Annotated in this window: 21 protein-coding genes; 9 read left to right on the forward strand and 12 right to left on the reverse strand. The window is 66.8% G+C overall.

What is annotated here, in order from left to right; all coding sequences use genetic code 11:
- Positions 1-3: 3 nt before the first annotated feature.
- Positions 4-483 carry a DUF2844 domain-containing protein gene (locus tag ACP7BZ_RS12300; protein WP_426113474.1) on the reverse strand — a complete coding sequence of 160 codons (480 nt, stop codon included), beginning with the start codon at positions 481-483 and terminating at the stop codon, positions 4-6.
- Positions 484-597: 114 nt separating this feature from the next.
- A complete protein-coding gene (locus ACP7BZ_RS12305) occupies positions 598-1,704 on the reverse strand; it encodes a branched-chain amino acid aminotransferase (RefSeq protein WP_426113476.1) in 1,107 nt (368 codons plus the stop codon).
- Between the two features lie 305 nt (positions 1,705-2,009).
- Here ACP7BZ_RS12305 and ACP7BZ_RS12310 point away from each other — a divergent pair, with 305 nt between their 5' ends.
- The 3 genes from ACP7BZ_RS12310 to ACP7BZ_RS12320 all read left to right on the forward strand — a co-directional run bounded on the left by ACP7BZ_RS12310 (position 2,010) and on the right by ACP7BZ_RS12320 (position 6,690).
- On the forward strand, positions 2,010-4,238 hold the full coding sequence (locus ACP7BZ_RS12310; RefSeq protein ID WP_426113478.1) for a hybrid sensor histidine kinase/response regulator: 2,229 nt from the start codon (positions 2,010-2,012) through the stop codon (positions 4,236-4,238).
- Between the two features lie 101 nt (positions 4,239-4,339).
- Positions 4,340-5,500, forward strand: a complete 1,161-nt coding sequence (locus ACP7BZ_RS12315; protein WP_426113481.1) for an ACT domain-containing protein — start codon at positions 4,340-4,342, stop codon at positions 5,498-5,500.
- 35 nt (positions 5,501-5,535) lie between these two features.
- A complete protein-coding gene (locus ACP7BZ_RS12320) occupies positions 5,536-6,690 on the forward strand; it encodes an aminotransferase class V-fold PLP-dependent enzyme (RefSeq protein ID WP_426113483.1) in 1,155 nt (384 codons plus the stop codon).
- 69 nt (positions 6,691-6,759) lie between these two features.
- Here the strand turns inward: ACP7BZ_RS12320 and ACP7BZ_RS12325 are convergent, their stop codons facing one another.
- The 7 genes from ACP7BZ_RS12325 to ACP7BZ_RS12355 all read right to left on the reverse strand — a co-directional run bounded on the left by ACP7BZ_RS12325 (position 6,760) and on the right by ACP7BZ_RS12355 (position 14,841).
- A complete protein-coding gene (locus ACP7BZ_RS12325; RefSeq protein ID WP_426113485.1) occupies positions 6,760-8,145 on the reverse strand; it encodes an FAD-binding oxidoreductase in 1,386 nt (461 codons plus the stop codon).
- Between the two features lie 70 nt (positions 8,146-8,215).
- Positions 8,216-10,036, reverse strand: coding sequence for a glutathione-regulated potassium-efflux system protein KefC (gene kefC / locus ACP7BZ_RS12330; protein WP_426113487.1), 1,821 nt, complete (start codon positions 10,034-10,036; stop codon positions 8,216-8,218).
- The gene (locus ACP7BZ_RS12335; RefSeq protein WP_426113489.1) at positions 10,026-10,661 is read right to left on the reverse strand and encodes an NAD(P)H-dependent oxidoreductase; all 636 of its coding nucleotides are present in this window, start codon (positions 10,659-10,661) and stop codon (positions 10,026-10,028) included. Before ACP7BZ_RS12335 ends, kefC begins: the two co-directional genes overlap by 11 nt.
- A gap of 67 nt (positions 10,662-10,728) precedes the next feature.
- The gene (locus ACP7BZ_RS12340) at positions 10,729-10,863 is read right to left on the reverse strand and encodes a hypothetical protein (protein ID WP_426113491.1); all 135 of its coding nucleotides are present in this window, start codon (positions 10,861-10,863) and stop codon (positions 10,729-10,731) included.
- Positions 10,864-11,049: 186 nt separating this feature from the next.
- The gene (locus ACP7BZ_RS12345) at positions 11,050-12,603 is read right to left on the reverse strand and encodes a diguanylate cyclase (protein ID WP_426113493.1); all 1,554 of its coding nucleotides are present in this window, start codon (positions 12,601-12,603) and stop codon (positions 11,050-11,052) included.
- Between the two features lie 202 nt (positions 12,604-12,805).
- Positions 12,806-13,534 carry an SOS response-associated peptidase gene (locus ACP7BZ_RS12350; RefSeq protein ID WP_426113495.1) on the reverse strand — a complete coding sequence of 243 codons (729 nt, stop codon included), beginning with the start codon at positions 13,532-13,534 and terminating at the stop codon, positions 12,806-12,808.
- A 71-nt stretch (positions 13,535-13,605) separates the two neighbouring features.
- Complete coding sequence (locus ACP7BZ_RS12355; RefSeq protein ID WP_426113498.1) at positions 13,606-14,841, reverse strand: pyridoxal phosphate-dependent aminotransferase; 1,236 nt, start codon at positions 14,839-14,841, stop codon at positions 13,606-13,608.
- Positions 14,842-14,990: 149 nt separating this feature from the next.
- On the opposite strand from ACP7BZ_RS12355, the gene ACP7BZ_RS12360 reads away from it, so the two are divergent.
- The 3 genes from ACP7BZ_RS12360 (at position 14,991) to ACP7BZ_RS12370 (ending at position 20,484) form a co-directional block, all read left to right on the forward strand.
- Positions 14,991-17,318: a heavy metal translocating P-type ATPase gene (locus ACP7BZ_RS12360; protein ID WP_426113500.1), complete on the forward strand. Its 2,328-nt coding sequence runs from the start codon at positions 14,991-14,993 to the stop codon at positions 17,316-17,318.
- Between the two features lie 37 nt (positions 17,319-17,355).
- Positions 17,356-19,920, forward strand: coding sequence for a transglycosylase domain-containing protein (locus ACP7BZ_RS12365; RefSeq protein WP_426113502.1), 2,565 nt, complete (start codon positions 17,356-17,358; stop codon positions 19,918-19,920).
- Between the two features lie 198 nt (positions 19,921-20,118).
- Positions 20,119-20,484: a hypothetical protein gene (locus ACP7BZ_RS12370; RefSeq protein ID WP_426113504.1), complete on the forward strand. Its 366-nt coding sequence runs from the start codon at positions 20,119-20,121 to the stop codon at positions 20,482-20,484.
- Positions 20,485-20,600: 116 nt separating this feature from the next.
- Here ACP7BZ_RS12370 and ACP7BZ_RS12375 read toward each other — a convergent pair whose 3' ends face one another.
- The 3 genes from ACP7BZ_RS12375 to ACP7BZ_RS12385 all read right to left on the reverse strand — a co-directional run bounded on the left by ACP7BZ_RS12375 (position 20,601) and on the right by ACP7BZ_RS12385 (position 23,246).
- On the reverse strand, positions 20,601-21,563 hold the full coding sequence (locus ACP7BZ_RS12375) for a cation diffusion facilitator family transporter (protein WP_426113506.1): 963 nt from the start codon (positions 21,561-21,563) through the stop codon (positions 20,601-20,603).
- Positions 21,564-21,788: 225 nt separating this feature from the next.
- Positions 21,789-23,045: a DEAD/DEAH box helicase gene (locus ACP7BZ_RS12380; RefSeq protein WP_426113508.1), complete on the reverse strand. Its 1,257-nt coding sequence runs from the start codon at positions 23,043-23,045 to the stop codon at positions 21,789-21,791.
- Between the two features lie 57 nt (positions 23,046-23,102).
- Entirely contained in the window at positions 23,103-23,246 is a 144-nt protein-coding gene (locus ACP7BZ_RS12385) for a hypothetical protein (RefSeq protein WP_426113510.1), read from the reverse strand.
- Positions 23,247-23,477: 231 nt separating this feature from the next.
- Here ACP7BZ_RS12385 and ACP7BZ_RS12390 point away from each other — a divergent pair, with 231 nt between their 5' ends.
- The 3 genes from ACP7BZ_RS12390 (at position 23,478) to ACP7BZ_RS12400 (ending at position 26,237) form a co-directional block, all read left to right on the forward strand.
- Positions 23,478-24,731: a sensor histidine kinase gene (locus ACP7BZ_RS12390; RefSeq protein WP_426113513.1), complete on the forward strand. Its 1,254-nt coding sequence runs from the start codon at positions 23,478-23,480 to the stop codon at positions 24,729-24,731.
- Entirely contained in the window at positions 24,728-25,525 is a 798-nt protein-coding gene (locus tag ACP7BZ_RS12395; RefSeq protein ID WP_426113515.1) for a LytR/AlgR family response regulator transcription factor, read from the forward strand. Before ACP7BZ_RS12390 ends, ACP7BZ_RS12395 begins: the two co-directional genes overlap by 4 nt.
- 151 nt (positions 25,526-25,676) lie before the next feature.
- Positions 25,677-26,237, forward strand: a complete 561-nt coding sequence (locus ACP7BZ_RS12400) for a hypothetical protein (RefSeq protein WP_426113517.1) — start codon at positions 25,677-25,679, stop codon at positions 26,235-26,237.
- Positions 26,238-26,258: the final 21 nt, after the last annotated feature.

A 26,258-nucleotide genomic window follows, 5' to 3' on the forward strand; every position in this document is an offset into this window, starting at 1 on the left:
CCTTCATTGGAACGCTCCGGTATCCCAGCCGGCCGGCAGCGCGCCCGGCAGCCAGGCGCGGCCCGACCAGGCGCGCATGTGGCCGCCTGACTCGATGACGACGTCGGCGCTGGCGACGCCCACATGGCCGCGTCCGCGCTGCTGGCCAGCAGCGGTGGCCGCCGTCAGGGTGACGAAGCGCTCGCCCAGCAGGGTGCGCAGATCGGGCAAAAACGGACCGCTCCAGCTGACGGCGAACACGGCGCCGCTGGCTCCGACGTATTCGCGCACCACGGTACCGCTCTCGAGCGTGGTTTCACTGACGCTGTAGGCGGCGCTGACCGGCCCCGCGCTGGCGGCCGCGAGCGCACTGAGCTGGCGCGCGGTGCGCGCACCATTGCTCAAATCGGACGGCACGCTGCCAAGGGCCGCATGGGCGCACGGCGCAGTGGCCAGGGCAGTCACGACAGCAAGGTCGGACAGCAATACAGACAGCAATCGCATACAACGCTCCGCAGGAGGACGACAGAATGTCACAGCCTACCGTAAACATGATGCAAAGCACCTTTACTTGCGTTTATGCAGGCTGTTTTCGCTTCATGGTGCGGTCCGTTGGCGTCACTTGCCGGCGACGGTGTGCATCCAGCCGTGGGTATCGGCCACGCTACCGTGCTGAATGCCCAATAGGGCCTCGCGCAGGGCCATGGTGACGCTGCCGTTTTCGCCGTGGTTGATGGTCAGCTCGAAGCCGTTGGCCTTGACGTGGCCGACCGGGGTGATGACGGCGGCCGTGCCGCAGGCGAACACTTCGGTCATGGCGCCGCTGGCGATGTCGGCGCGCCACTGTGCCACCGACAGGCGGCGCTCTTCGGCGGCATAGCCGAGGTCGCGAGCGATTTGCAGCAGGCTGTCGCGGGTGATGCCGGGCAGCAGAGTACCGGTCAGTTCGGGAGTGACGATGGTGGTGCGGCCGCCTTGCTGGTAGACGAAGAACAGGTTCATGCCACCCATTTCTTCGACGTACTGGCGTTCGACGGCGTCCAGCCAGACGACCTGGTCACAGCCTTTTTGCTCGGCCTGGGCCTGGGCCACCAGGCTGGCGGCGTAATTGCCGGCGCACTTGGCTTCACCGGTGCCGCCGGGCGCGGCGCGTACGAAGTCTTCGCTGATCCACACGGTGACTGGCTTGACCCCTTTGGGAAAGTAAGCGCCGGCGGGCGAGCCGAACAGCACGAACAGGTATTCGCTGGCCGGTCGCACGCCCAGAAACGGGTCGGTGGCGATCATCAGCGGGCGCATGTACAGGCTCTCGCCGATTTGTTGCGGCACCCATTTACGCTCAAGGTCGATCAGGGCATCGGCCGCTTCGAGGAACAGGTCGGGCGGCAGCGCCGGCATGGCCAGGCGGGCGGCGCTGCGGTTGAAACGGGCTGCGTTTGCTTCCGGGCGGAAGGTGGCGACGCCGCCGTCGGGCTGGGCGAAAGCCTTGAACCCTTCAAAAATGGCCTGACCGTAATGCAGCGACGAGCACGACGGATCGAGCATGAGCGGACCGTAGGCCTTGATCTCACCCTGCTGCCAGGCGCCGTCACGGTAGGCGATGACCGCCATGTGGTCGGTGAAGGCGCGGCCGAAACTGAGCTTGCTCATGCGCTCGGCCCGCGCGCCGTCATTCAGGGCGGTGGCAGATGGGGTGATGACGAGGCGGGATGGGGACGGTTGCATGCTTTCTCTCTGTATCGGGGTAAGTGGGAGCGACAGCCAACATTTTAGCGCAGCCAGCTGGCGGCGGCGCCGCCGACGCTGCAATCGGCCGTTTCAGCGCTGCGCTCGGCTAACTACAATGGCGTAGCGAGGTGCTAGTCATGTCGAAGTAGTTCGCTTAAATACGCTGCCGATGGTACGTATTCCTTGGTTGTGTGACCACTAGTTGATCACTCGCCGGGGTATAGTAGGCGCTCGGCCGAGCCGCAACGCTGCCTGGTACATCCCTGGTTGCCTTCGTTCACCTCTTTTATCTTACCGGGGCCATGTTTCGATCCGTCTCGCTGACCCTGCGCCAGCTGCTGTTCTTGTTGACTTCGCTTGGATTGCTGCCGATTGCCGTCATCGGTGCATGGGGCATCCACGCCGCCGTCGCCCGTCAGCAGGCTGACCTGTCGCACTCGATCCAGGCACTGGCGCGGGCGCTGGCCAGCGCCGTCGATGCCGAGCTCGACACCACCTTGCAATCGGTGCGGGTGCTGGCCGCCAGCCACGCGCTTGCCACCGGCGACGTTGCCGGCTTTTATGGTGTCGCCCGCACCGCCATCAACAGCCAGTCCGACTGGCGCGGGGTGATCCTCACCGACAGCAGCGGCAAGGTGCTGTTCAGAACCAGCGAGCCGCTCGGCACCGCCAACCAGAGCATCAATGACATCGACAGTTTGCGGCTGGCCATGAGCAGTTTGCGGCCGGTGGTGGGCGGCATTGCAAGGGGGCCGGGCGGGCGGGCGGCGGTGCCGATCCGGGTGCCGGTGGTGGCCGACGGCCGCCTGCAATATGTGGTCACGGTGGCGCTGGCGCCCGACCGCATGCTGGGCATTTTGCGCAACCAGAAAGTGCCGTCCGAGTGGCTGGTGTCGGTGGCCGATGCCCACGGCCTGCGGGTGGCGCGCACGCGCGACCAGGACAGTACGGTGGCCACGCGCGTGAGCGACAACCTGGGGCGCCTGATGCAGCGCGGTGCGCTCGAGGCCACTGGCGTGACAACCAACGCCGACGGCGTCGAAATGCTGACCACCTACAGCACCGTGCCCAAGCACGGCTGGGCGGTGGCGATCGGCGCGCCCACCGCGCGTTTTCGCGACGTCTTGTGGGCCACCCTGGGCGCTTACGCGGTCGCCATCGCGCTCGCCTTGTCGCTCTATATTGCGCTGGTGGCCGCCATTGCGCGCCGCCTGGTCGCCTCGATCGACCATTTGAGAGAGCAGACCGCACGGCTGGGCCGCAAGCTGCAGCCGCAGATGCTGCCCAGCCGGGTGCGCGAAGTCAATGAGATCGGCCACAGCCTGCTGCGCGCGGCCCACGAACTCGACGAAGGCGAGCGCCAGCGCGAGGCGCTGGTGGCGTCGCTCACCGATGCCCTGGTGAGCGCCGAAAAAGCGGCCGCCACCAAGGACAATTTTCTGGCCGTGCTGGGCCACGAACTGCGCAATCCGCTGGCGCCGATCGTGATGGCGCTCGACCTGATGGATATCCGCGCTGGCAACGAGTGCCGGCGCGAACGCGACACCATGCGCCGCCAGGTTAACCACATGCGCCGGCTGGTCGACGATTTGCTCGATGTTTCGCGTATCACCCAGGGCAAGCTGACCATGTCGCACGAGCCGGTCAACCTGTCGCAGGCCTTGCGCCAGGCCATCGATGCGGTGCGGCCGGCAATGGACAGCGCCAACCGCAGCTTTGTCGAGTCGATCGACGAGGTCTGGGTGGTGGGCGATGAAACCCGGCTGGTGCAGGTGGCCATCAATTTGCTGGCGAATGCGCTGCGCTATGGCGGGACGGCGAATGTCACGGTCGAGCTGGTGCGCCGCGACGGCAACGCCGTGCTGGCCGTGATCGATAGCGGCGTTGGCATGGAGCCGGACACGGCGGCGCTGATCTTTCAGCCGTTTTACCAGGCGCCACAGCCGCTGGCGCGCTCCTCCGGCGGGCTGGGACTGGGGCTGACCATCGTGCTATCGATCGTCGAGTTGCTGCAAGGCAGTGTGCGCGCCTGCAGCGCCGGGCTGGGGCAGGGGAGCCGCTTCGAGGTGGTGTTGCCGGCGGTGGCGCGACCGGCACCGGCGCACCCGGCTCCAGTCGATGCGCCCGTTCCCAGCGGGCGCCGGATCATGATCGTCGACGACAATATCGATGCCGTCCACACCGCCGCCGAACTGCTGGCGCTGATGGGGCACCAGGTGCGCACTGCCAGCGATGGCAAGGGCGCCATGGCGCTGCTGCAACGCATGCAGCCGGACATCGTCATCCTCGACATTGGTTTGCCCGACATCGATGGCTTTGAGCTGGGGCGCAGTGTGCGGCGCCATGGGTTCCGCGGCACCATGCTGGCACTGACCGGTTATGGTCAGGAAAGCGATCGCCACAAGGCACTCGCCGCCGGTTTCGACCAGCACTTGAGCAAACCGGTCGACGTTGCCGAGCTGCAGCGGGCGATCGGCGCTGCGCACCGGCGCGACCGCGCCGCCGCCGAACGGATGGACGCGTGGCCCTAAGGCCGCCTGCCGCCTGCCGCTTGCTGCTTTGGTGCCTGCTCGCAAGACCAGGCGCTTCTTTCTGGTATCCTGCAATCCCGTTAAGTTGAAGGACATGGTCGATGAAAGTTGCATTGGTGGGTTCCCGTTTTTTTGCCGCTTCCGTGCTGGCGGCCCTGAGCGCCGAAGTTGGCATTGAGTTCATCGGCGTGGTCGCCCCCGCCGAGGACGACCGCCTGGCCATTGCTGGCCGCGCCGCCGGCCTGCCGGTGCACGTGCTGGCCGATCCGCGCACTGTGCCGGCCGAGGCCATTCCCGATGGCTGCGACCTGATCATCGCCGCCCACACCCATGCGCGCGTGAGTGACGCCGCGCTGGCCAAAAGCCGGCTCGGTGGGGTCGGCTACCATCCGTCGCTGCTGCCGCGTCACCGTGGCATTGCTGCGGTCGAATGGACCATCCTCGAGGGCGACCCGATCGCCGGCGGCTCGGTCTACCACCTGGCCGACGGCTGGGATGCCGGCGCCATCGCGGCGCAGGACTGGTGCTTCGTATTAAAAGGCGAGAATGCGCGCCAGTTGTGGGAACGGGCGCTGGCGCCCATGGGCATTGCCCTGCTGGCCAAGGTAGTGCACCAGTGCCGCGTCGATGGCGTGCTGCCGGCCTTCCCGCAAGATCAGCGCTTTGCCACCCAGGCCAAGATGATCCGCCGCTCGGTGGTGCTGACCGAAGACGCCGCCCCGGCCACCGTGCCGCTGGTGGTGACGGTGGTGGGCGCCGACCGCCACGGCATTGTCAGCATGCTCGCTGAACGGGCCCAGCGCTATGGTGCCAACTGGGCCGCCAGCCGCATGACGCGGCTGTCGGGCGAGTTTTCCGGTACCGTCCACTTTGACGTGCCGCGTGAACACGCTGACGCCCTGGTGGCGTCGCTCAACCAGCTGGCCTCGGCCGGCTTGCAGGTGGTGATCGCCAGTCGCGGCAGCGCGCAGGTGCCGGCCAGCCTGCGCTGCTTCGAGCTGGAACTGGTGGGCGAAGACCGCGTCGGCATCGTCAGCCGCCTGACCGGCATGCTGGCCGAGCGGGGCGTGAGCATCGAGAGCATCCATACCGACATCATCCGCAACGGCGTCTCCGGCAACCAGACCTTCAAGATCGGCGCGCGCCTGCTGGCGCCGGCTGCGCTGGCGGTCGATGCGCTGCGTACGGAACTTGGCACCCTCGCCAGTGATCTGATGGTAGACATTGCGCTCGATGAGCGCGCCGATACACCGACCGAATAAGTCAGCAATCACCTTAAAAACAAGCGGAGACAACCATGCCAGGCCTGCTGCCAAATGTCGATCCGGATGGACTGGTCGAATTTTCCGTGGTGTATTCTGACCGCGCCCTCAATCACATGTCGCAGCAGTTTCAGGGCGTCATGCGCGACATTGCCGCCACCCTGAAAACGGTCTACCACGCCCACTCTGCCATCGTGGTGCCGGGCAGCGGCACCTTCGGCATGGAAGCGGTGGCGCGCCAGTTTGCCACCGGCCGCGATTGCCTGGTGATCCGCAATGGCTGGTTCAGTTACCGCTGGACGCAGATTTTCGACATGGGCGGCATCGCTGCCTCGTCGACCGTGCTGAAGGCGCGCCCGCTCGAAGCGCGCCACCAGTCGCCGTTTGCGCCGGCGCCGATTGCCGAGGTGGTGGCAGCCATTGCCCTGCAGCGGCCAGCGGTGGTGTTTGCACCGCACGTCGAAACGGCGGCCGGCATCCTGCTGCCCGATGATTACCTGGCGCAGGTGGGCGCTGCCGTCCATGCGGTGGGCGGCTTGTTCGTGCTTGACTGCATCGCTTCGGGCGCCATGTGGGTCGATATGGCGGCCTGCGGCGTCGATGTGCTCATCAGCGCGCCGCAAAAAGGCTGGAGTGGTTCACCGTGCTGCGCGCTGGTCATGCTCAGCGAACTGGCGCGCGCGCGCATCGATGCCACCACCAGCACCAGCTTTGCCTGCGATCTCAAAAAATGGCTGCAAATCATGGAAGCGTATGAGGGCGGCAGCTACGCCTACCACGCCACCTTGCCCACCGACGCCCTGACGCGCCTGCGCGCGGTGATGCTCGAGACGGCCGCCTACGGTTTCGACAAGGTCAAGGCCGAGCAGCAGGCGCTCGGCGATGGCGTGCGCACGCTGCTCGCCGCCAAAGGGTTCCAGAGTGTTGCCGCGCCCGGTTTTCAGGCGCCTGGCGTAGTGGTCAGTTATACCGATGACGCCGCCATCGCGTCAACCAAAAAATTCGTCGACGCCGGCGTGCAGATTGGCGCTGGCGTGCCCTTGCAGTGCGATGAGCCAGCCGATTTCAGGACCTTTCGGATCGGCTTGTTCGGGCTGGACAAACTGCATCACCGGGAGCGGACCTTGCAGGTGTTTGCCCAGGCGCTGGAGACGGTGCAACAAACTGAACAGCAGTCATCGGCTGCTTGACAACGGCGCAGGCCGGAGGGGGACTGGCACCGCGAGGGTGCCAATCCCATGCCTCCCATGCCTCCCGAACTACGCCGGCGCAATATTCTGATTCGACCTGAACAGATTATGCGGATCGACCTGCGCCTTGATTGCCCGCAGCCGCGCATAATTGGGGCCATACGCATCGGCAATTCGCTGCCCCTCATCCTCCGTCAAAAAATTCACATACACGCCGCTGGCAGCAAACGGCGCCGCGTGGTGGAAAAATTCGCGTGCCCAGCCGATGCAGGCGGCGTCGTCCTGCGCTTCGAGCCAGCGCGCATGGACATTCATCGCCCACAGCGCGCTGCGGCTGGGGTAAGCGGTGGCGCCGGGCGCCGGCCGGCTGGCGGCGCCACCGAGCAGGCCAAGGAAAATCTCGCAGTGGGGTGACGGCAGCTTGCCGGCGTAATCGACGACTACATCGATGGCGCCGTCCTCGAGGCGGTCGAAATTGAGCGATTTCCAGTAATTGCGGGCGCCCGGCGTGAGCAGGGGATCGAAGCTCTGTTGCCAGGCGCCATACGGTACCGGCCCGACGTGCTCGCCGACCACCGTAGCAAAGCCGCGCACGGTGCCCAGCAGCTCGTCCAGCGCCGCCACGGGCAGGGTGGAAAACAGCACCAGCGCCAGGATCGGCTGGCCATGCCAGTGCGGCGGCAGGAAGGGCAGCGGCGGCGCCAGCCGCAACACCGCCCACACCGACAGCGCATCGTCCATGCCGGCCACCAGCTGGCGGTAATGCGCCAGCACCGCTTTCGCTTCGGCCAGCGGAAAGGCGATCATCCCGGCAGTCACTTCCGGACCCACCTCGTGCAAGTCGAATTCGAAGCGCGTGAGCACGCCGAAATTGCCGCCACCGCCACGAATCGCCCAGAACAAGTCGGCGTCGTTGGCGCCGTCGATGTGCAGGCGGCGGCCGTCGGCGGTGACGATGTCGGCCGCCACCAAGTTGTCGATGGTCATGCCGTACTGGCGGCTGAGCCAGCCGAAACCGCCACCGAGCGTCAGACCGCCGACCCCGGTGGTCGAGTTGATGCCCAGCGGCGTGGCCAGGCCCCACGCTTGCGCTTCGTGGTCGAAGTCGCGCAGGGTGGCGCCGCCTTCGACGGTGGCGCGGCGGCGCGCCGCATCGATGTGCACGGCGCGCATGGCCGACAGGTCGATCACCAGGCCGTGCTCGCACAGGGCGCTGCCGGCGATGTTGTGACCGCCGCCGCGCACCGCCAGCGGCAAGCCCTGCTGGCGCGCGGCATCGACCGCTGCCGCCACATCGGCGGCGCCGGCGCAGCGCACGATCAGCGCCGGATGCTTGTCGATCATGGCGTTCCACAACTGGCGCGCGCCGTCGTATTGCGGATCGTCGGCGGTGAGTATGCTGCCGCGCACGGCGGCTTTCAGTTCATTGATTTGCTGACGGCTAACGGTGTCCATGGGGTCCTCCTTCCGGGTCACCCTTTCAGGATAGCGGGCCGGCGTGCCGATGCAAGCGGGCCCGGCGCCGTCAGTCGGCGCTGCTGCCGTCGTTCCAGCTATCCTTTTCCAGCTTGAGGGCGGCCAGGTCGCGCGCGAACATGGCATCGAGTTCTTCGCGCGACTGCTTGGCCATCGAAATGTACTGCTCCTGGTCCTTGTAAAACGGGTAGACCGCCTGCAGCGAGGCGATGTTGTGCTGCCGGAACTTGTGGGCCGCCTGGCGCGCGTGCCAGGCGCCAAAGCCCAGGTGGCGCAGCACGCTGCGTCCCAGCTGCAGGGCCGATTCGAACGTTTCGCGTTCGACGATGGTGACGCCGCGGTCCATCAAGTCGTACAGGTGGGTGACGTTGCGCGCGCGCGCCATGATGGTCAGATCGGGAAAATGCTGGCGCACGGCGTCGACCAGTGCCAGGCTGTCTTCGATGCCATCGATGGCCACCACCAGCGCGCGCGCGTGGCCGGCACCGGCGGCGGTCAGCAGGTCGATGCGGGTGGCGTCGCCATAAAACACTTTCATGCCGAATTTGCGCAGCAGTTCGATCTGGTCGGGATCGTGATCGAGCACCGTCAGCGGCACCTGGTTGGCGCGCAGCAGGCGGCCGATGATCTGGCCGAAGCGGCCGAAGCCGGCGATGATGACGTGGTCCTGCTGCGTTTCGATGATGTCGGCCTTGGCCTTTGTGCGCTCTTCGCGCCAGCGCGGCGCCAGCACGCGGTCGTGCAGCAGCAGCAGCAGCGGGGTGGCCACCATCGACAGCGTCACCACCACCACCAGGATGGCGGCGACGGCGGCGCTAAACACCTTGGCGGTGGCGGCCGCGCCGAACACCACGAAAGCGAACTCGCCGCCCTGCGACAAAATGAACGCAAACAGTGCCTGCTGGCTGCGCGGCACGCCAAACGCCTTGCTGAGCAGGTACAGCACGCCCGTTTTAATGACCAGCAAGCCGGTCACCAGCGCGGCGATCAGGCCCGGCTGGGCCAGCAGCACGCCAAAGTCGACCGACATGCCGACCGCCGTGAAAAACAGGCCCAGCAGCAGTCCCTTGAATGGTTCGAGGTCCGATTCGAGCGCGTGGCGGTATTCGGAATCGGCCAGCAGCACGCCGGAGATGAAGGCCCCCAGCGCCATCGACATGTCGATCGACTGCATCAACAGCGCAATGGCCATTACCAGCAGCAACGCAAAAGCGGTAAAGATTTCGCGCAGGCCGGTGGCGGCGATGTAGCGCAGCACCGGCCGCACCAGGTAACGCCCGCCCAGCACCAGCGCGGCCAGTACCAGCACCACCCGCACCCCGCCCAGCAAGCCCTCGCCACTGCCCTCGGCGGCAGCCACGCCCAGCACCGGCACCAGCGCGATCATGGGAATCGCGGCGACATCCTGGAACAGCAGGATGGAAAACGACGCCGAGCCGGTCGGCGTTGCCGTCAGGTTGCGCTCGCTCAGGGTGGCCAGGGCAATCGCGGTCGACGACAGCGACAGGCCGAGGGCGGCGATCAGCGCCACCTTCCAGTCGATGCCGGCGAGCAGGGCGGCGCCGGCCAGCGCCATGCTGACGGCGCCGACCTGCGCACCGCCCCAGCCGAAGATCGGCCTGCGCAGGGCCCACAAGCGCTTCGGTTCGAGCTCCAGGCCAATCATGAACAGCAGCAGCACCACGCCGAACTCGGAAAAATGCAGGATGTCCTGCACTTCGCTGATCAGCCCCAGCCCCCACGGGCCGATGGCGATGCCGGCGATTAGGTAACCGAGCACGGCGCCCAGACCGAAGCGCTTGGCGATCGGTACCGCCAGCACGGCGGCACCGAGGTAGACCACGGCGTTGATGAGAAAACTAGATTCCATCAATGGCTCCGGTGGCGGTCGGCATCGCTGCGCCGGCCAGCTGGCGCAGCTGCGCCGTAAATTGCGCCACGTGGGCGTCGACGGCGGCGTTGTCGATGTCGTGCGCGGCGTACAGCAGCAGCGGTTCGAGCCAGCGCATGCCGCACACGTGCGCCGCCTGCTCGAACGGCGCCAGGTAGTCGCGCAGCGGGCGGCGGTGGCGCCCGCCTGGCGCAAAGTCGGTGGCGGCGCTGCCGCAGCTGGCCACCAGCCAGCAGCGGCGCGCGGCGCCACTGGCGGTGGGCTTGAAGCGCTCGCGCTGCCAGGCGTCGTACAACACGGCGTCGAACCATTCCTTGAGCAGGGCCGGGGCGCCATACCAGTGGACGGGAAACAGCAGCACCAGCACCTCGGCGCGCGCCGCCCGCGCGCGCTCGCGGACGACGTCGATATCGAGATCGGGGTAGGTCTCGTAGAGGTCGTCAAGGTCGACCCCATCGATCCCGCTGGCGGCATCGGCCAGCCTGCGGTTAATGCGCGAGATGCGCGGATTGGGGTGGGCGTACAGCACCAGCACGGTCGGCTCGACGGCGGCGCCTTCAAGCACGGCGATGGCGGCCGCGGGCGGCGGGTTGGAAGGGGGCAAGGCCGGCTCCTGGCAGGGATAAGGGGGCTATTTTACAAGGCGCAGGCGTGAGCGCCGCGCTGCGATGTCAGCGCGCGCGCGCGGGCCAGCGCCGCCACAGCATGACAGTGGCGGCGACACCTGCGACACCGGCGACGACGAGCAGGGCGGGGGCGCGCCACGGTGATGCGCGGCGGGTGGGCAGGATGGTCATCGGATGCATGGCGGATCTCGCAAAAATGGGGGCCTCAAAGGAGGGCAACACGCCCTGCGCCCTCTGCCGCAGGGGGACGGGCAGCGCAGGGTGCCTGTTCCATGTGTGCGTGACGGCACCACATCGCTGCAGGGCCGCCGTTGTTGCCGCTTTTGACAATGTTTAGTGTAGCAGCGTCGCCCGGCAGGCGGCGCATCACAGCGCCGGCGCCGCCGCCGCCCGGTTGCGCCCCGCCGCCTTGGCATCGTACAAGGCCTGATCGGCTGCTTCGACCAGCAGGCGCGCCGACTGCAGGCGGCCTGGCTGCATGACGGCGACGCCGGCGCTGACGGTGATGCTGCCAAACGGACTGGCGCGGTGGCCGATGGCGCGGCCCGCGAGCTGCGCGCGCACCGCTTCGGCAACGGCGAGGGCGCCGTCCAGGTCTGTGTCGGGCAGCAAGATAACGAATTCCTCGCCGCCAAAGCGGGCGCCCAGATCGGCCGCGCGACGCAGGCTGGCGCCGATGGCGCCAGCGACCTGCTGCAAGGCGGCGTCGCCTTCCACATGGCCATGCTGGTCGTTGTAGCGCTTGAAATAATCGACGTCGAGCATGATCAGCGCCAGCGCGCTGCCGTCGCGCACGGCGCGCTTGAATTCGTGCTCAAGGCGCTGGTCGAAATGACGGCGGTTGGGCAGAGCCGTGAGGCCATCGGACAGCGCCATCTGTTGCAGCCGCGCATTGCTTGCTTCAAGTTCGCGCTTGGCGCTGCGCAGCTCGGCCTGCAGCCGCTCACGCCGTTTCAGCTGGCCGATCATGGCGCCGCCCGGGATCAACAGCGCCGCCAGCAGGGCCGCGGTGCCGGCCGCGCCGAAGAAGGCGGCGCGGCGCCAGCTCTCGAGCACATCGCCGCTCGACAGGCCGACGCCGACCACCAGCGGATAGTCGCGCAAGTGTTCGTAATAATAACGGCGCTGCACGCCATCGCTGTCGGTGATGCTGACGGGGATGGCGCTGCGCCCCTGCGCCTGCCAGCGCCAGAACAGCGTTTCGGCGGCGGCGCCCGCTTCGAGCTGGCGGGCGTCGAACGGCCGCCGCATGAGGAGAACGCCATCGTCGCCCGCCAGGGCGATCACCCCGGCGCTGCCGATCTCGAAGCGTTCATAATAATTGCGGAAATAATCGTGGCCGATGGTGGCCAGGACGACGCCGGCGAAGGTGCCATCGGCGTGTTGCAGGCGGCGCGACACCGGAATGATCCAGGCGCCGCTGGAGCGGCTGCGCACCGGCGCACCCACCCGGGTGGCCAGATCGGCGTGCTGGCGGTGATAGAGGAAATAGGCGCGGTCGGCGTTGTTCATCGGTGGCGCCGGCGCCGTTCCGGCAAGGGCGGTGGAGCCGGGTAAGGAGTTGGCCAGCCAGCTGCCATTGGCATCGTAAATGAACAGGCCCTGCAAGGCCGCCGTTCGTCCCACCATCATCACCAGGTAGGCGCGCAGGCGGGCGCTGTCGCCGGCCAGGCCACCATGGTCGATCTGTTCGACGGCGCCGGCGAGCACGCTGTCGACCTGGGCGAACAGGCCGTCGGCATGATCGGCCATGGCGCGCGCCATATTGCCGGCGGCGATGCTGGCATCGGCCAGCGCCTCCTGGCGCGCCCGGTAGATGCTCCAGCCCTGCACGGCCGACAGCGACAGGCACACCAGCAGCAGAAATACGCTGGCCAGCGCCACTGCCGAGCGCGGACGGGATCGGCGCGGCGTTTTCATGGGCGCTGGCGAAGGTGGCGAAGTCGACGGCAAAACATGACCATGGTGGACGATCGTTGATGCGATGTCGCCCCGCCGTTGCAGGGGCGTGGCTGTATGCTACCGCAGAACAGTGACAGTCCGTGACAATTGCTGTGCCGAACGCCGGTTTAGCTTGTCAGGCCGCCGCCGGCCAGGTCCGCCAGGTCGATGGCTTGTTCGCTTAGAACAGCGACGCCGTCGTGCTGGTGGTGGCCTTGGTGCGCGCGGCCAGCCGGGCGGCGGCGGGGGCGGCGGCGGCCACCAGCCTGTGCGCCGGCCATGGCTGATAGACGGCGCGGTCATTGACCAGCGCCCCTTCCAGCCACGGGCGCACTTGCCCGCCGTCGAGCAGAACCAGCATGCGCTTTTCATCGCCTGGCTTGTGAAAGCGCTGCATCAGCGGGTGGCCGTCAGCGTTAATGGTCAGCATCGAGAACGATAGCAGGGGCAGGCCGTCGGCGCCGCCTGCCTTGGCTTCCCAGATGCCGGCGATGGCAAGCGGCTGGCCATCGGCGCCGGCAATCCGCCAGCGCACCGGTGTGCCCGTTTCATAGCAGGGCTCATAAAAATTGTCAGCGGGGATCACGCAAAACTGGTTGCGCTTCCACGCGTTGCGAAACGACGGCTTGCTGGCCACCGTTTCACTGCGCGCATTGTAGGTCTGGCGCGCCAGTTTTTGATCGGCCCAGTGCGGCACCATGCCGAACATGGCTGGCAGCGCTTCAATGCAGCCGGCCGGCGTGGGTCCCTCGTGCACCTCGCGCAGGATCGGCGCGCGGTAGCCGGGAAAGGCTTCGGCCGGATAGTCGAAAGCGGCCACCTGCAGCGCAGTCAGGCCAAATAGCGCATGTTCGAGGCTGCGGTGCTCGCTGATGGCGTCGAGCCGGCTGGGGGTGTAATTGGCGCACATAGAATGTTTTAAGCAAATGGACAGGGTAGCGACGATGCAGCCGATTCTACCCGCCCCACGCTTGCCGCGGCTTACTGTTGCAGCAGCTGTGCCAGCCGGGCGACGGCCTGTTCGATGCGCGGCAGGGCAGTGGCGTACGAAAAGCGCACATGGCGTTCGGGCGCGGCATGACCGAAGTCGGCGCCAGGGACGATCGCCACGCCCGTCTGGCGCAGCACCGTCATGCAAAAGGCGGCGCTGTCGCCCGCATCGGGGTGGGCCAGGGCGCTGATGTCGGCATATATATAGAAGGCGCCGTCGGGCATCACGGGAATCATAAACCCCAGTGCACGCAGGGCCGGTACCAGGTAATCGCGGCGGCGCTTAAATTCCAGGCGGCGCGCTTCGTAGGTGGCCAGCGAAGCCGGGGTAAAGCAGGCCAGCGCCGAATGCTGGGCGATGGTCGACGGACAGATGAACAGGTTTTGCGCCAGCTTTTCGAACACCGGCACCAGCGCATCGGGCACCACCAGCCAGCCCAGGCGCCAGCCCGTCATATTGAAATACTTGGAAAAGCTGTTGACGGTAATGACGTCGGCGTCGTACCGCAAGGCAGTCTCGGGCGCCGCATCGAAGGACAGGCCCTGGTAAATTTCATCGACGATGGCAACGCCGCCGTGGGCGCGCACGGCCGCCAGCATGTGTTCGAGCTGCGCGGCGGTCATCGAGGTGCCGGTGGGGTTCGACGGCGAGGCCACCATCACGCCGCGCGTGCGTGCGCCCCAGCGCTCGTCGATGTCGGCGGCGTCGAGCTGGTAACGCTGGGCCGGTCCCGCATCGACCAGCACCGGGGTGCCGCCAAAGGCACTGACAAAGTGGCGGTTGCAGGGATAGCAGGGGTCCGGCATGAGAAATTCATCGCCGTCGCCGACCATGGCGGCGCAGGCCAGCAGCAGGCCGGCCGAGGCGCCGGCGGTGACGACGATGCGGCGCCGATCGATGGCCAGGCCGTAAGTGCTGGCGTAGTGGGCGGCGATGGCGTCGCGCAGTGCACCGAGGCCGAGGGCATCGGTGTACTGGGTGGCGCCGGCACGGATGGCGGCGACGGCCGCTTCGGCGACGTCGCCCGTGGCGGTAAAATCGGGCTCGCCCACGCTCATGCTGATGACGTCAACGCCGCCGCGCGCCAGTTCGGCGGCGGCCTTCACCACTTCCATGACGTGAAACGGTTCGATGGCGTGCACCCGCGCGGCCACCTGCAGGGCGCGTTCTTCGGTCGCGCTGGTGCTGTCAAGGTGGGGTAAAGACGCTGCTCGCTGCTCTGTCATGCTGATCCCTGCGATAGTCAAAAAAAGTAACGGAATGTTACACCATGCCGCGCGGCGCCGTCAGCTGCGCAGGCGCCGTGGCCTGCCGCGCTGGCAGCGGCGCAAACAGTGTAAGCTGGCCCGATCATCACAGCACGAACGGCTTTACCATGCAATCGACCCTGACGCCTGTCTCTGCCGCCATCAGTGGTGAGGTGCACACCATCACCTTGCGCATCGGCGGCATGACCTGCGCATCGTGCTCGGCGCGCATCGAGCGGGTCCTGCGCAAGGTGGCGGGGGTGCGCGACGCCAGCGTCAACCTGGCCACCGAAAAAGCCACCGTGCGCGTGCTTGCCGGTGTCACGGCAGCTGGTCTGATCGCCGCCGTCGACAAGGCCGGCTACAGTGCTGCCGATGCTGATGCTGATGCCGACGCTGCCGCTGCTGACGCATCGGCGGCGACCCTGGTTGCTGGCGCCGGCGCGGCGGCGCCGCGCTGGTCGCTGCCGGCATGGTGGCCGGTGGCGCTGGCCGCCGTGCTGTCGCTGCCGCTGGCCGCGCCGATGCTGGCGGCTCTGCTGGGCCTGCAACTGGAGGTGCCGGGCATGCTGCAATGGGCGCTGGCCACTCCCGTGCAATTCTGGCTCGGTGCGCGCTTTTACCGCGCCGGCTGGGGCGCCGTGCGCGCCGGCGCCGGCAACATGGATCTGCTGGTGGCGCTGGGCACCAGCGCTGCTTACGCCCTGTCCGTATATCTGCTGCTCAGTCACGCTGGCGGCCACGCCGGCAGTGACGCCGGCAGTCAAGCGCCGCACCTGTATTTCGAGTCGTCGGCGGTGGTCATCACCCTGGTGCTGCTGGGCAAGTGGCTCGAGGCGCGCGCCAAATTTCAGGCGATCTCCGCGATCCGCGCGCTGCAGGCGCTGCGTCCGGACAGCGCGCTGGTGCGGCGCGGCGGCGTCGAGCTGACGGTGGCGCTGGCGCAGCTGCGGGTGGGCGACCTGATGGTGGTGCGGCCAGGTGCGCGCGTGCCCGCCGATGGCGTCATCACCGAAGGCAGCAGCGCCCTTGACGAAGCGCTGCTGACGGGCGAGAGCGTGGCGGTGGCGCGCACGGTGGGCGGCCGGGTGGCCGGCGGCGCCGTCAACGGCGACGGCCTGCTGCTGGTCGAGGCCAGTGCGGTGGGCGCCGATACCATGCTGGCGCAGATCATCAAGCTGGTTGAAGACGCCCAGGCGGGCAAGGCGCCGATTGCGCGCCTGGTCGACCGGGTGGCGGCGCAGTTCGTGCCAGTGGTGCTGGTGATTGCCGTCGTCACCTTGCTGGGCTGGGGGTGGCGTGGAGACCTGAGCAGCGGCAACTGGCAGCAGGCGCTGCTCAACGCGGTGGCGGTGCTGGTGATTGCCTGCCCGTGCGCGCTGGGACTGGCCACGCCCACCGCCATCATGGCCGGCACCGGGGTGGCGGCGCGCTACGGCATCCTGATCAAGGACGCCGCCGCGCTGGAGACGGCGCATGCGATCGACGTCGTGGTGTTCGATAAAACCGGCACCCTGACGGTCGGCAAACCGGTACTGCTGCAGCTGGTGGTGACGGACCAGTCGCTGGACGACGCCGCACTGCTGCAGGCGGCCTGGTCGGTGCAGCAGTACAGCGATCATCCGCTGGCGCTGGCCGTGGTGCGCGCCTGCGTCGAGCGCGCGCTGGCAGCGCCCGCCCCGGCACAGGCGGCGCAGGCGCTGCCGGGGCGCGGCGTCAGTGCGCAGGTCGGCGACGCCGTGCTGTACCTGGGCACTGCCGCGCTCATGGCCGAACTGGGTTTGACGGTGGGGCCGGCACCGGCCGGCCTGACAGTGGCGTGGCTGGCGCGCGGCGGCAGCGCGGCTGGCAGCGACGCGGGCAACCAAACAGGCGCAGCAGCGCAGCTGCTCGGCATGCTGGCCTTCGGCGACGCCGTGCGGCCCGGTGCGCGGCTGGCGGTCGAGCGCTTGCGCGCACTGGGTATCCGCAGCGTCATGCTGACCGGCGACAATGCCGGCGCCGCCGCCGCGGTCGCCACCGCGGTTGGCATCAGCGACGTCCATGCGGGGGTGCTGCCGGCCGCCAAGCGCGCCGTCATCGACGCCCTGCGCGCCGGCGGCGCCCGGGTCGCCATGGTGGGCGACGGCATCAACGATGCGCCGGCGCTGGCGGCGGCCGATGTCGGCATCGCCATGGCCGGCGGCACCGACGTCGCCATGCACACGGCGGCGATCACCCTGATGCGGGCCGAGCCGGCGCTGGTGGCCGATGCCATCCTGATCGCCCGCCGCACCTGGCGCAAGATCGGCCAGAACCTGGGCTGGGCCTTCGTCTACAACCTGGTCGGCATTCCGCTGGCGGCGTTCGGCCTGCTCAATCCCGTGCTGGCGGCGGCGGCGATGGCGGCCAGCTCGCTGTGCGTGGTCGGCAATGCGCTGCTGCTGCGGCGCTGGCGTCCCGCTGCGCTCGACTGAGGGTTTTGCTGTCGCTCGGATATACTCGCCGCTTGCGATGTCAATTCAACTTGGAACAAGTACAGTGAACGAATTCTGGAAGCGCCAGCAGGTCCGCCTTGCCCACGCCGTCAACGGCACCCGCGGCCGCGCCGAAGAACGTTATGCGCACGCGCACGGCTACCTGATGCGCCAGAGTCCGCGCCGGCGGCGGCTGCTGCTGGCCTTGTGGGGGCTGCTGGCGCTGCTGCTGCTGTTGCTGGTGTACGTGCTGATCTTGATTCCCGTCACCCCCGGCATCAAGGACCTCAAGCAGGCACGTGCGGCGCGCGCGACCGTCATGGTATCGGCCGATGGCAAGGAGCTGGCAAGTTTCGACCAGGGTTTGCAGGAGCGCGTCAAACTGGCGCAGATCTCGCCCAACGTCATCAATGCGCTCATCGATACGGAAGACAAGCGCTTTCGCGAGCACCACGGTATCGATGTGCGGCGCACGCTGGGCGCGCTGCTCTACAGCCTGCGCGGCGATGCCCAGGGCGGCTCGACCATCACCCAGCAGCTGGCGCGCAATATGTTCCCGGAAGAGATAGGCCGCTCGCGCAACCTCAACCGCAAGCTCAAGGAACTGATCACCGCCCTCAAAATCGAGTCGACCTACAGCAAGGACGAGATTCTCGAAGCCTATCTGAACACCGTGCCGTTTCTGTACAACACTTTCGGCATCGAGATGGCGGCCCGCACCTATTTCGATAAATCGGCGGCCCAGCTCGACATTCTTGAGGCCGCCACCCTGGTCGGCATGCTCAAGGGTACCAATTACTACAACCCGGTGACCAATCCGCAGCGCTCGCTGGTGCGCCGCAACGTGGTGCTGGGGCAGATGGTCAAGGGCGGTCACATCAACGCCGCGCGCTACCAGCAGCTGGCGCGGCGTCCCCTGCGTGTGCACTTTAGCCGCCAGGCCGAGCGTCCCGGCACCGACAGCCATTTCACCGCCTACGTGCGCAAGTGGCTGATTGATTGGGCCGATGAAAACGACTACAACCTGCAGCTCGACGGCCTGGTGGTGCACACCACGCTCGACTTCGGCCTGCAGCGGGCCGCGCTGGCGGCGGTCGAGCGCCAGGCCAACGCGCTGCAGGCGGTGGCCGACGTCGAATGGAGCCAGGCGGGGGTGTCAGGGGCGACCACGATCGGCGCCTATGCCGCCGTGCGCGGCGGCGTCAAGCCGTTCCAGTATTTCTGGCAAAGCCACCCGGCACTGGGCGACGCCTTCGTGCGCGAAACGGGCGACTACCGCAAGGCGGTCGATGGCGGTGAGGCGCCGGCAGCGGCGCTGGCGCGGTTGAAAAACGACCGCACCTTTATCGCCAGTGTGCATGCCGTCAAGTCGCGGCTGGAGGCGGGCTTTGTCGCCATCGACCCGGCCAGTGGCGAAGTGCGCGCGTGGGTGGGCAGCCGCGATTTTCAGCGCGACCAGTTCGACCACGTGGTGCGCGCCGCCCGTCAACCGGGCTCGACCTTTAAACCGATCGTCTACGGTGCCGCGCTGGAAAAAGGCTTGCTGCCCGAGCGGCCCTACCGCGACGCCGTCATGAACATCAAGGCGGGCGACGGCACCGTGTGGCGGCCGACCGACATGAGCGGCACCACTGGCAACACCATGACCATGCGCGACGGCCTGGTGTTTTCCAAAAATACCATCACCGCGCAGGTGATGCAGGACACCGGCCTGCCGGCCATCATCAGCCTGGCCAAAAGCCTGGGCATCAACCAGAGCAAGCTGCAATCGGTGCCCTCGCTGGCGCTGGGCACCAGCCCCGTCACCCTGCTCGAGATGGTCAATGCCTACGCTACCATTGCCGCCCAGGGCGCGTATCACAAGCCGATGTTCATCAGCCATATTACCGACCGCGATGGCAAGGAAGTGGCACGCTTTGTCGCCGCCGCGCCGACCCGCGCCATGTCGCAGGCGGGCGCCGTCACGCTGATCGACATGATGCGCGGGGTGATCAACCGCGGTACCGGCACGGCCATCCGCAACCGTTTTGGCATTACGGCCGATGTGGCCGGCAAGACCGGCACCACGCAAAACAATGCCGACGGCTGGTTCATCCTGATGCACCCGAACCTGGTGGCCGGTGCCTGGGTGGGCTTTAATGACAACCGCGTTGCCATGCGCAGCAGTTACTGGGGGCAGGGCGGCCACAATGCGTTGCTGCTGGTAGGCGACTTTTTTAAGAATGCGCTCGATACGGGCAAGCTCGATGGCGCCGCGCAGTTTCCCGGTGCACCGCCGCGGGCGGCGCCGCACCAGCAGCCGGATGAAGAGATCATCGAAGAGGGCGGCGACATGCAGGCCGATGGTGCGCCGGCGCCGCAGCAAGCGGAAGACGGCGGCCAGCAGCAGGATGCGCAAGAGCGCTCGGACGACCGCGCCGTGCGCGAACGCGACGCCGAAGTCGACCGCCAGATTCGCGAAGAGCGCCAGCAACAGCTCGATCGACTGCAACAGCTCGATCGACTGCAACAGCCCGACCGACAGCAGAGTGAGCGCCAGCAGATCGAACGGCAGTTCCGCCAGGAGCGCCAGATTCAGGACGGGCCGCCCGCCGATAATTGATGCGACGCCCCAAAAAATGGCAATATTAACCATGCTGAATGGAGGCTGTTATTGTCATTGCGGCAAGATTGCTCCCCGTGTCGTGAAAACAACGTCAATAGAATAGATCGAATGACACAATAAGTTTTTCTTGGGAATGATTGGACGCATGGGTTAAAGTTGTTCGATTATAAATTCGAGCGCGCGATTGGAGTGGTCATGTTGTCACAATTGTTCAGCCGCAAACCAAAGTACCAGTCGCTGGTGGCCGCGCGCGCCGTGACCGTGATCGACAAGGTCATTTATGACGTTGGCATCGACGCGCTGGTGGGCGGCACCTTCGTGCTGGACAAAAAATTCCGGCTGCGCTTCGTCGGCGCGCCCATGCAATTGAACGCGCAGGTGCATGCGGCGGTCAAAGTGAGCGAGATTGCTGAAGCGGCCCTGTTTCGCGGCCTGGGCTACGATGAGCCGATCGCGTCGACCACCCTGAAGCAGCATGCGGCGGTGCTGGCGCAAGCGGTGGTGCGCGAACTGGGCACGCGCTCGCCTGCGTTCGGCGCGCTGCCGGCGACGGCCGGCTAAGTTGTTAAGTAGGTTGCCAGCTAATTTGCTAACTAAGTTGCCAGCTAAGTTGCCAGCTAAGTTGCTAACTAAGTTGCTAACTAAGTTGCTAACTAATTTGCTAACTAAGTTGGTAACTAAGCAGCCGGCTTGCCCGCCAGCGACGAGCGCAGCGCCGTCGATTCAAAGTACATCGTATGAATCGATGGATTGTGGGTGTTGACGGTGCGCTCGAGCCGTTCGATGGCGCGCTCGACCTGGTCGATGGTCATACCCCGTTTGAACTGGACGGCGGCGGTCAGCAGGATGTCGCTGGGCCCGAGCTGCATGCTGGCCAGCCGGCCGACGCTGTCGATGGCGTCGTCGGCATTGATCACTTCGCGCAGGCGGGCAGTGGCATCGGCGCCCATGCTCTCGCCCACCAGCAGGGCGCCGGTCTCGCGCGCCAGGGTAAAGGCGGCGCCGATGAGCAGCAGGCCGATCACCACTGAAGCGGCGGGGTCCCAGCGCGGCTCGCCCGTCCACTGCGCCAGGCTGATGCCGGCGGCCGCCACCAGCACGCCGAGCAGGGCGGCGCTGTCTTCGATAAACACGGTAAACACGGCTGCATCCTTGCTGGCACGCACCGCCTGCCACAGGCTGGTGCCCGCCTTGCGGTAGGTATTGAGGCTCAGGCGCGAAACGTTCCAGCTATAGCCCTCGAACAGGAAGGCCACCGCCAGCACCAGGTAACTCCAGAACGGGTCGTGCAGCGGTTGCGGATCGAGCAGCCCGTGCACGCCGTGGTTGATCGACAGCCCGCCGCCCAGTGAAAACACGGACAGCGCCACCACCAGCGCCCAGAAGTAAATTGATTTGCCGTAGCCGAACGGGTGCCTGGCATCGGCCGCTTTGGCGCTGCGCCGTTCGCCGATCAGCAGCAGCACTTCATTGCCCGTATCGACCGCCGAGTGAATGCCCTCGGCCATCATGGCGGCGCTGCCGGTGATGGCGGCGGCAATGAACTTAGCCAGCGCGATGCCGAGGTTGGCGGCGACGGCGGCGTAAATGACTTTTTTGGTGGCGGCGGCCTTGTCGGTGGCCGTTGGGGGCGATGCCATGCTGGCCTTTTGTGCTTGCGAAAGGCACAACTATACGCAAGCGGGGCAAAGGCGGTAGCACGCCACGCAGCTGGACTACCGGTGCCGTTCAGATCAGCAAACAGGGGACCGGCCACTGCCGTGCCAGTGCCCTGCTGCGGGCGTCACGGTGGCGCATGCAGCAGGGGGACTGGCGCGCAGGCGCCTGTCCGATTTTTCTTCATCAATCCAGATAAAAAGTGCTTGTTACTTTTGTTTGACGAATCGGACATCGACCTGCATCACCGGCGCGTTCCCCGCCACTTTTGCCTTCTTTGGCTTTTTTGGTTTCTTGACAATCTCCCCCCGCGTATCGGTCAGCGGCACCCGGTGATCGGGCGCAAAGCCGGCCTCCTCGACCCGCCGCAGGGTCTGGCCGGTGAGCACTTCGATGGCGGCCAGTTGCACCACTTCATCGGCGCACACCAGCGATACCGCTTCGCCAGAGGCGCCGGCACGGCCGGTGCGGCCGGTGCGGTGCACATAGTCTTCGGCGACGATGGGCAAATCAAAATTGACCACCAGCGGCAGGTGGTCGATATCGAGCCCGCGCGCGGCAACGTCGGTGGCGACCAAAATGCGCGCCTCGCCCGCCTTGAAGCGGTTCAGCGCGCGCAGCCGCGCCGGCTGCGGCTTGTCGCCGTGGATCGAGTCGGCGGCAATGCCGTGCGCCGCCAGCGTGTCGACCAGCTGGTCGACCCCCTTGCGGGTCTTGACGAACACCAGCACCTGGTCCCAGCGGTTTTTCTTCAGCAGGTGCATGAACAGCTCGGGTTTGCGCTTTTTATCGACCGCCACCAGCCACTGGCTGATCGCCTTGACGGTGGTGTTGGGCGCGCTGACCTCGATCTGCACGGGATCGGCCAGCAGCTGCGCCGCCATGGCGCGGATCGGCGCCGAAAAAGTGGCGGAAAACAGCAGCGTGCGGCGGCGGCTGGGCAGCAGGGCGAACAGCGTATCGAGCTCGCGGGCAAAACCCAGATCGAGCATGCGGTCCGCTTCGTCGAGCACCAGGGTGGCCACCTGGTCGAACTTGACGGCGTTCTGGCGCTGCAGATCGAGCAGGCGGCCGGGAGTGGCCACCAGCACATCGAGCCCCTTGCGCAGCTTCATCATTTGCGGATTGATACTGACCCCGCCGTAAGCGACGGCGGTGCGCAGCGGCAGATTACCGCCGTAGCTGACGAAACTGGCGTGCACCTGCTCTGCCAGCTCGCGCGTGGGCACCAGCACCAGTGCGCGCACGCAGTTGGGGCTGACCTGGCCGGCCAGGGTCAGCATCTGCAAGATCGGCAGGGCAAAGGCGGCGGTCTTGCCGGTGCCGGTCTGGGCGGCGGCGAAAACGTCGCGCGCGGCCAGCACGGCGGGGATGGCCTGCGCCTGCACCGGGGTCGGCGTGCGGTAAGCAAGCGCATCGAGGGTGCGCAGCAGCGGGTCGATCAAACCGAGAGAAGCAAACGACATGGACAGCCTGACTAAACAATGAACAGGCTGCAGTTTACCCTTGTTCGGGCCGCCGGCCTAGACCAACGACGCCGGCATCACGGTGGGCTTGACGGGTTCGTGGCGGTCGCGGCAAGCGCCGAGGCTGGTCAGCGCCAGGCAGGCCAGCAGCACGCAGGCGGCCCGGCGCCGCCTGGCATGGCGAAAGTGGACAGCGGTCATGGCAGCCTCCCGAGCGCAACAAGCCATCATAGGGCAGGCGCAGGCGCGCTGGCGCGCGCCAGGCGGGCAGTGCGTGATTGACGGCAGCACCTTGATTTTTGCCCGGGCGGTCGGCAGAATCGCTGCTTTTCAGCCCCTTGGTCGGCGTACCGCCCGTTTCATCGGAAAGCGCCAATGGCGGCCAGCGCTGCTCGCTAACATGGGCCATCTTCACTCACGCAGGGATCGACCATGTTTGCCAGCATCTTCTTCATTGCCCGCCTGACCTTTGCCTGGCTGCTGCTGTACCTGATCACGGCCATCTTCACCCACGAAATTTTTTTCCGCCACAGCAGCAATGACGGCGTGTTTGTCGCCTTCGGCGCGCTGGTCGGCGCCATCATCATCACCGGCGCCTTTTCGCACGTCAACCGGGTGCGCCTGATTGCCGGTGCGCTCAGCGTCGCCGCGCTGTCGCGCCGGCAGCGCCGCCAGGTCGAACTGCCGCTGGAAGCGGGCGAGGCGTTCGACCTGGTGGAAGCGGCCATGCGCGAGCTGCCCGGCGTGCGTGCGCTCGACTCGGCGCGCGACAGCCTGCAAAGCCGGGTGCACATCACGCGCGGCAATCCGTATCCGGGCGAGACCTTGTCGTGGCCGTGGCTGACCCGGCTGCACAGCCTGCACAACCAGGTATCGATGACGGTCACGCCGAACGGCGACGCCGGCAGCGTGATGCTGATCTGCGAGCCGGAGCGGGCCGCCTGGACCGACTGGTTCTTCATCGATTACGGCACCAACCTGGAAAACGCCGAAGCGCTGTCGCGGGCGCTTGCGCGGCGGGTGGCCGAGCGGCGCCGCAGCGAAAAGGCGGCGGCGGCCCAGAGCGCCACTGAAAAAGCGCTGACGGTGGCCAAGCTGTCGCTGCTGCATGCCCAGGTCGAGCCGCATTTTTTGTACAACACCCTGGCCAGCGCCCAGCTGCTCACCCGCAGCGACCCGGCCAGTGCCGATGCCATGCTCGGTAACCTGATCACCTATCTGCGCCACTCGCTGCCGCGCACCGGTGACGACCTGTCGACGCTGGGGCAAGAACTCGAGCGCGCCCACGCCTACCTCGACATCCTGAAAATTCGCATGGGCGCCCGCCTGCAGTTGCAGATCGACGTTGCCGCCCACCTGCGCAGCATCGGCATGCCGCCGATGATGCTGCAAACGCTGGTGGAAAACGCCATCAAGCATGGGCTGGAACCGCAAAGCGGTGGCGGCACCGTGTGGATACTGGCGCGCGAACTGCCGGCTGACGCCGTGATGCCGCGTGGCGGCGTGGCGGTGACGGTGGCCGACGATGGCCGCGGCTTTTCCAGCGAGGGCAGCGGCACCGGCATCGGCCTGCGCAATATACGCGAGCGCCTGCAGCTTGCCTACGGCGAGGCGGCGTCGTTCGACATCGTCGCCAATTTCCCGGCCGGGGTGGCCGCCACCATTCGTCTACCGGTGGCGCCGTGACCGGCGCGCTCATTGGCATACCCAATGCCAGCTTTCGCTGCGTGGTCGCCGAAGACGAAGCGCTGCTGCGCGCAGAACTGGTGCGCCAGCTGCAGCTGGCCTGGCCCGCGCTGCAGGTCGTCGCCGCCTGCGAGGATGGCGCTGCCGCCCTCGAAGCGATCGCCGCCCACCAGCCGGAGGTGGCGTTTCTCGACATCCGCATGCCCGGTCTGTCGGGACTGGAAGTGGCGGCAGCGCTGGCCGAGTGCAGCCCGCGCACCCAGGTGGTATTCGTCACCGCCTACGACCAGTACGCCATCGATGCGTTCGAGCGCGGCGCCGTCGACTACCTGCAAAAGCCGGTCGACCCGGCGCGCCTGGCGGCCACGCTGCAGCGCCTGCGCAGCCGTGCGGCCACCGGTGGCGCCGATGCGGCGCAACTGGCGGCCATGCTGGCGCAGCTGGGCGCACAGGCACAGCTGACTGCGCCGCCGCTGGTGTGGCTGACCGCCAGTGCCGGCCTGGAGACGCGCCTGATCATGGTCGAGGACGTCGCCTATTTTCAGTCCGATTCGAAGTACACGGTGGTGATGACGGCGGCCGGCGAAGCGTTGCTCAAAAAACCCATCCGCGCGCTGCTCGAGGTGCTCGATCCGGCCATCTTCAAGCAGATTCACCGCTCCACCATCGTCAACGTAAAAGCGATCTCATCTATTAGCCGCGACGACGCCGGCAGGGGCGTGCTGAAGCTGAAAACGCGGCCGGAAACGCTGAACATCAGCCAGCCGTTCATGGCGCTGTTTCGCGCCATGTGAGCGCGATACCGTTGTTACTATGTGTAACAACAGTAAGCATGGTGCCTCAGCGTACAGACACGCTCGCCGGCTCTGTTACAGTCGTCCCATTGTCGCTGGCAAACCGGCTGTCGGACTCGCTGTCAGATTCACCATGCAAAGGATCATCACCATGACTACTTCTTTACCTCAAGCGCGCTTGCGGCGCGCCGCCAGGGCCGCACTGGCGCTCGGCGCCACGCTCGCCTTCGCCCTCGGTGCGGCTGCCCCTGCCGCCGCCCAGGTCAGTATCAATGTCGGCCAGCCGGGGTTTTATGGCCAGCTCAATATCGGTGGTTTCCCGCCGCCGGTGCTGTACTCGCCGCAGCCGGTGGTCATCGAGCGCCAGTATGTGGGCGCGCCGGTGTACCTGCGGGTGCCGCCCGGCCATCGCCGTCACTGGGCCCAGCATTGCGGCCGCTACAACGCCTGCGGCCGCCAGGTCTATTTCGTCCAAGATAGCTGGTACAGCAATACTTACGTTCCACGCTACCGCGAGGGCCATTACCGCGAACGTCCGGTGGTGCGCGAGAATTTTTACCGCGAGGCACCGCGCCCGCAATTGCATGACGAGCGCCGCGAACACATGCGCGATGAACGCCGCGACGAGCACGGTGGCGGGCATGACCGTGGCCGCGAGCACGGCAATGAAGGCCGGGGCGATGGCAACGGTCGAGGTCGCCACGGCGACTGACCGCTGAGCACACTGGCGCCC

It is taken from the genome of Massilia sp. PWRC2 (assembly GCF_049896725.1).
GTDB lineage: Bacteria > Pseudomonadota > Gammaproteobacteria > Burkholderiales > Burkholderiaceae_D > JAFCUW01.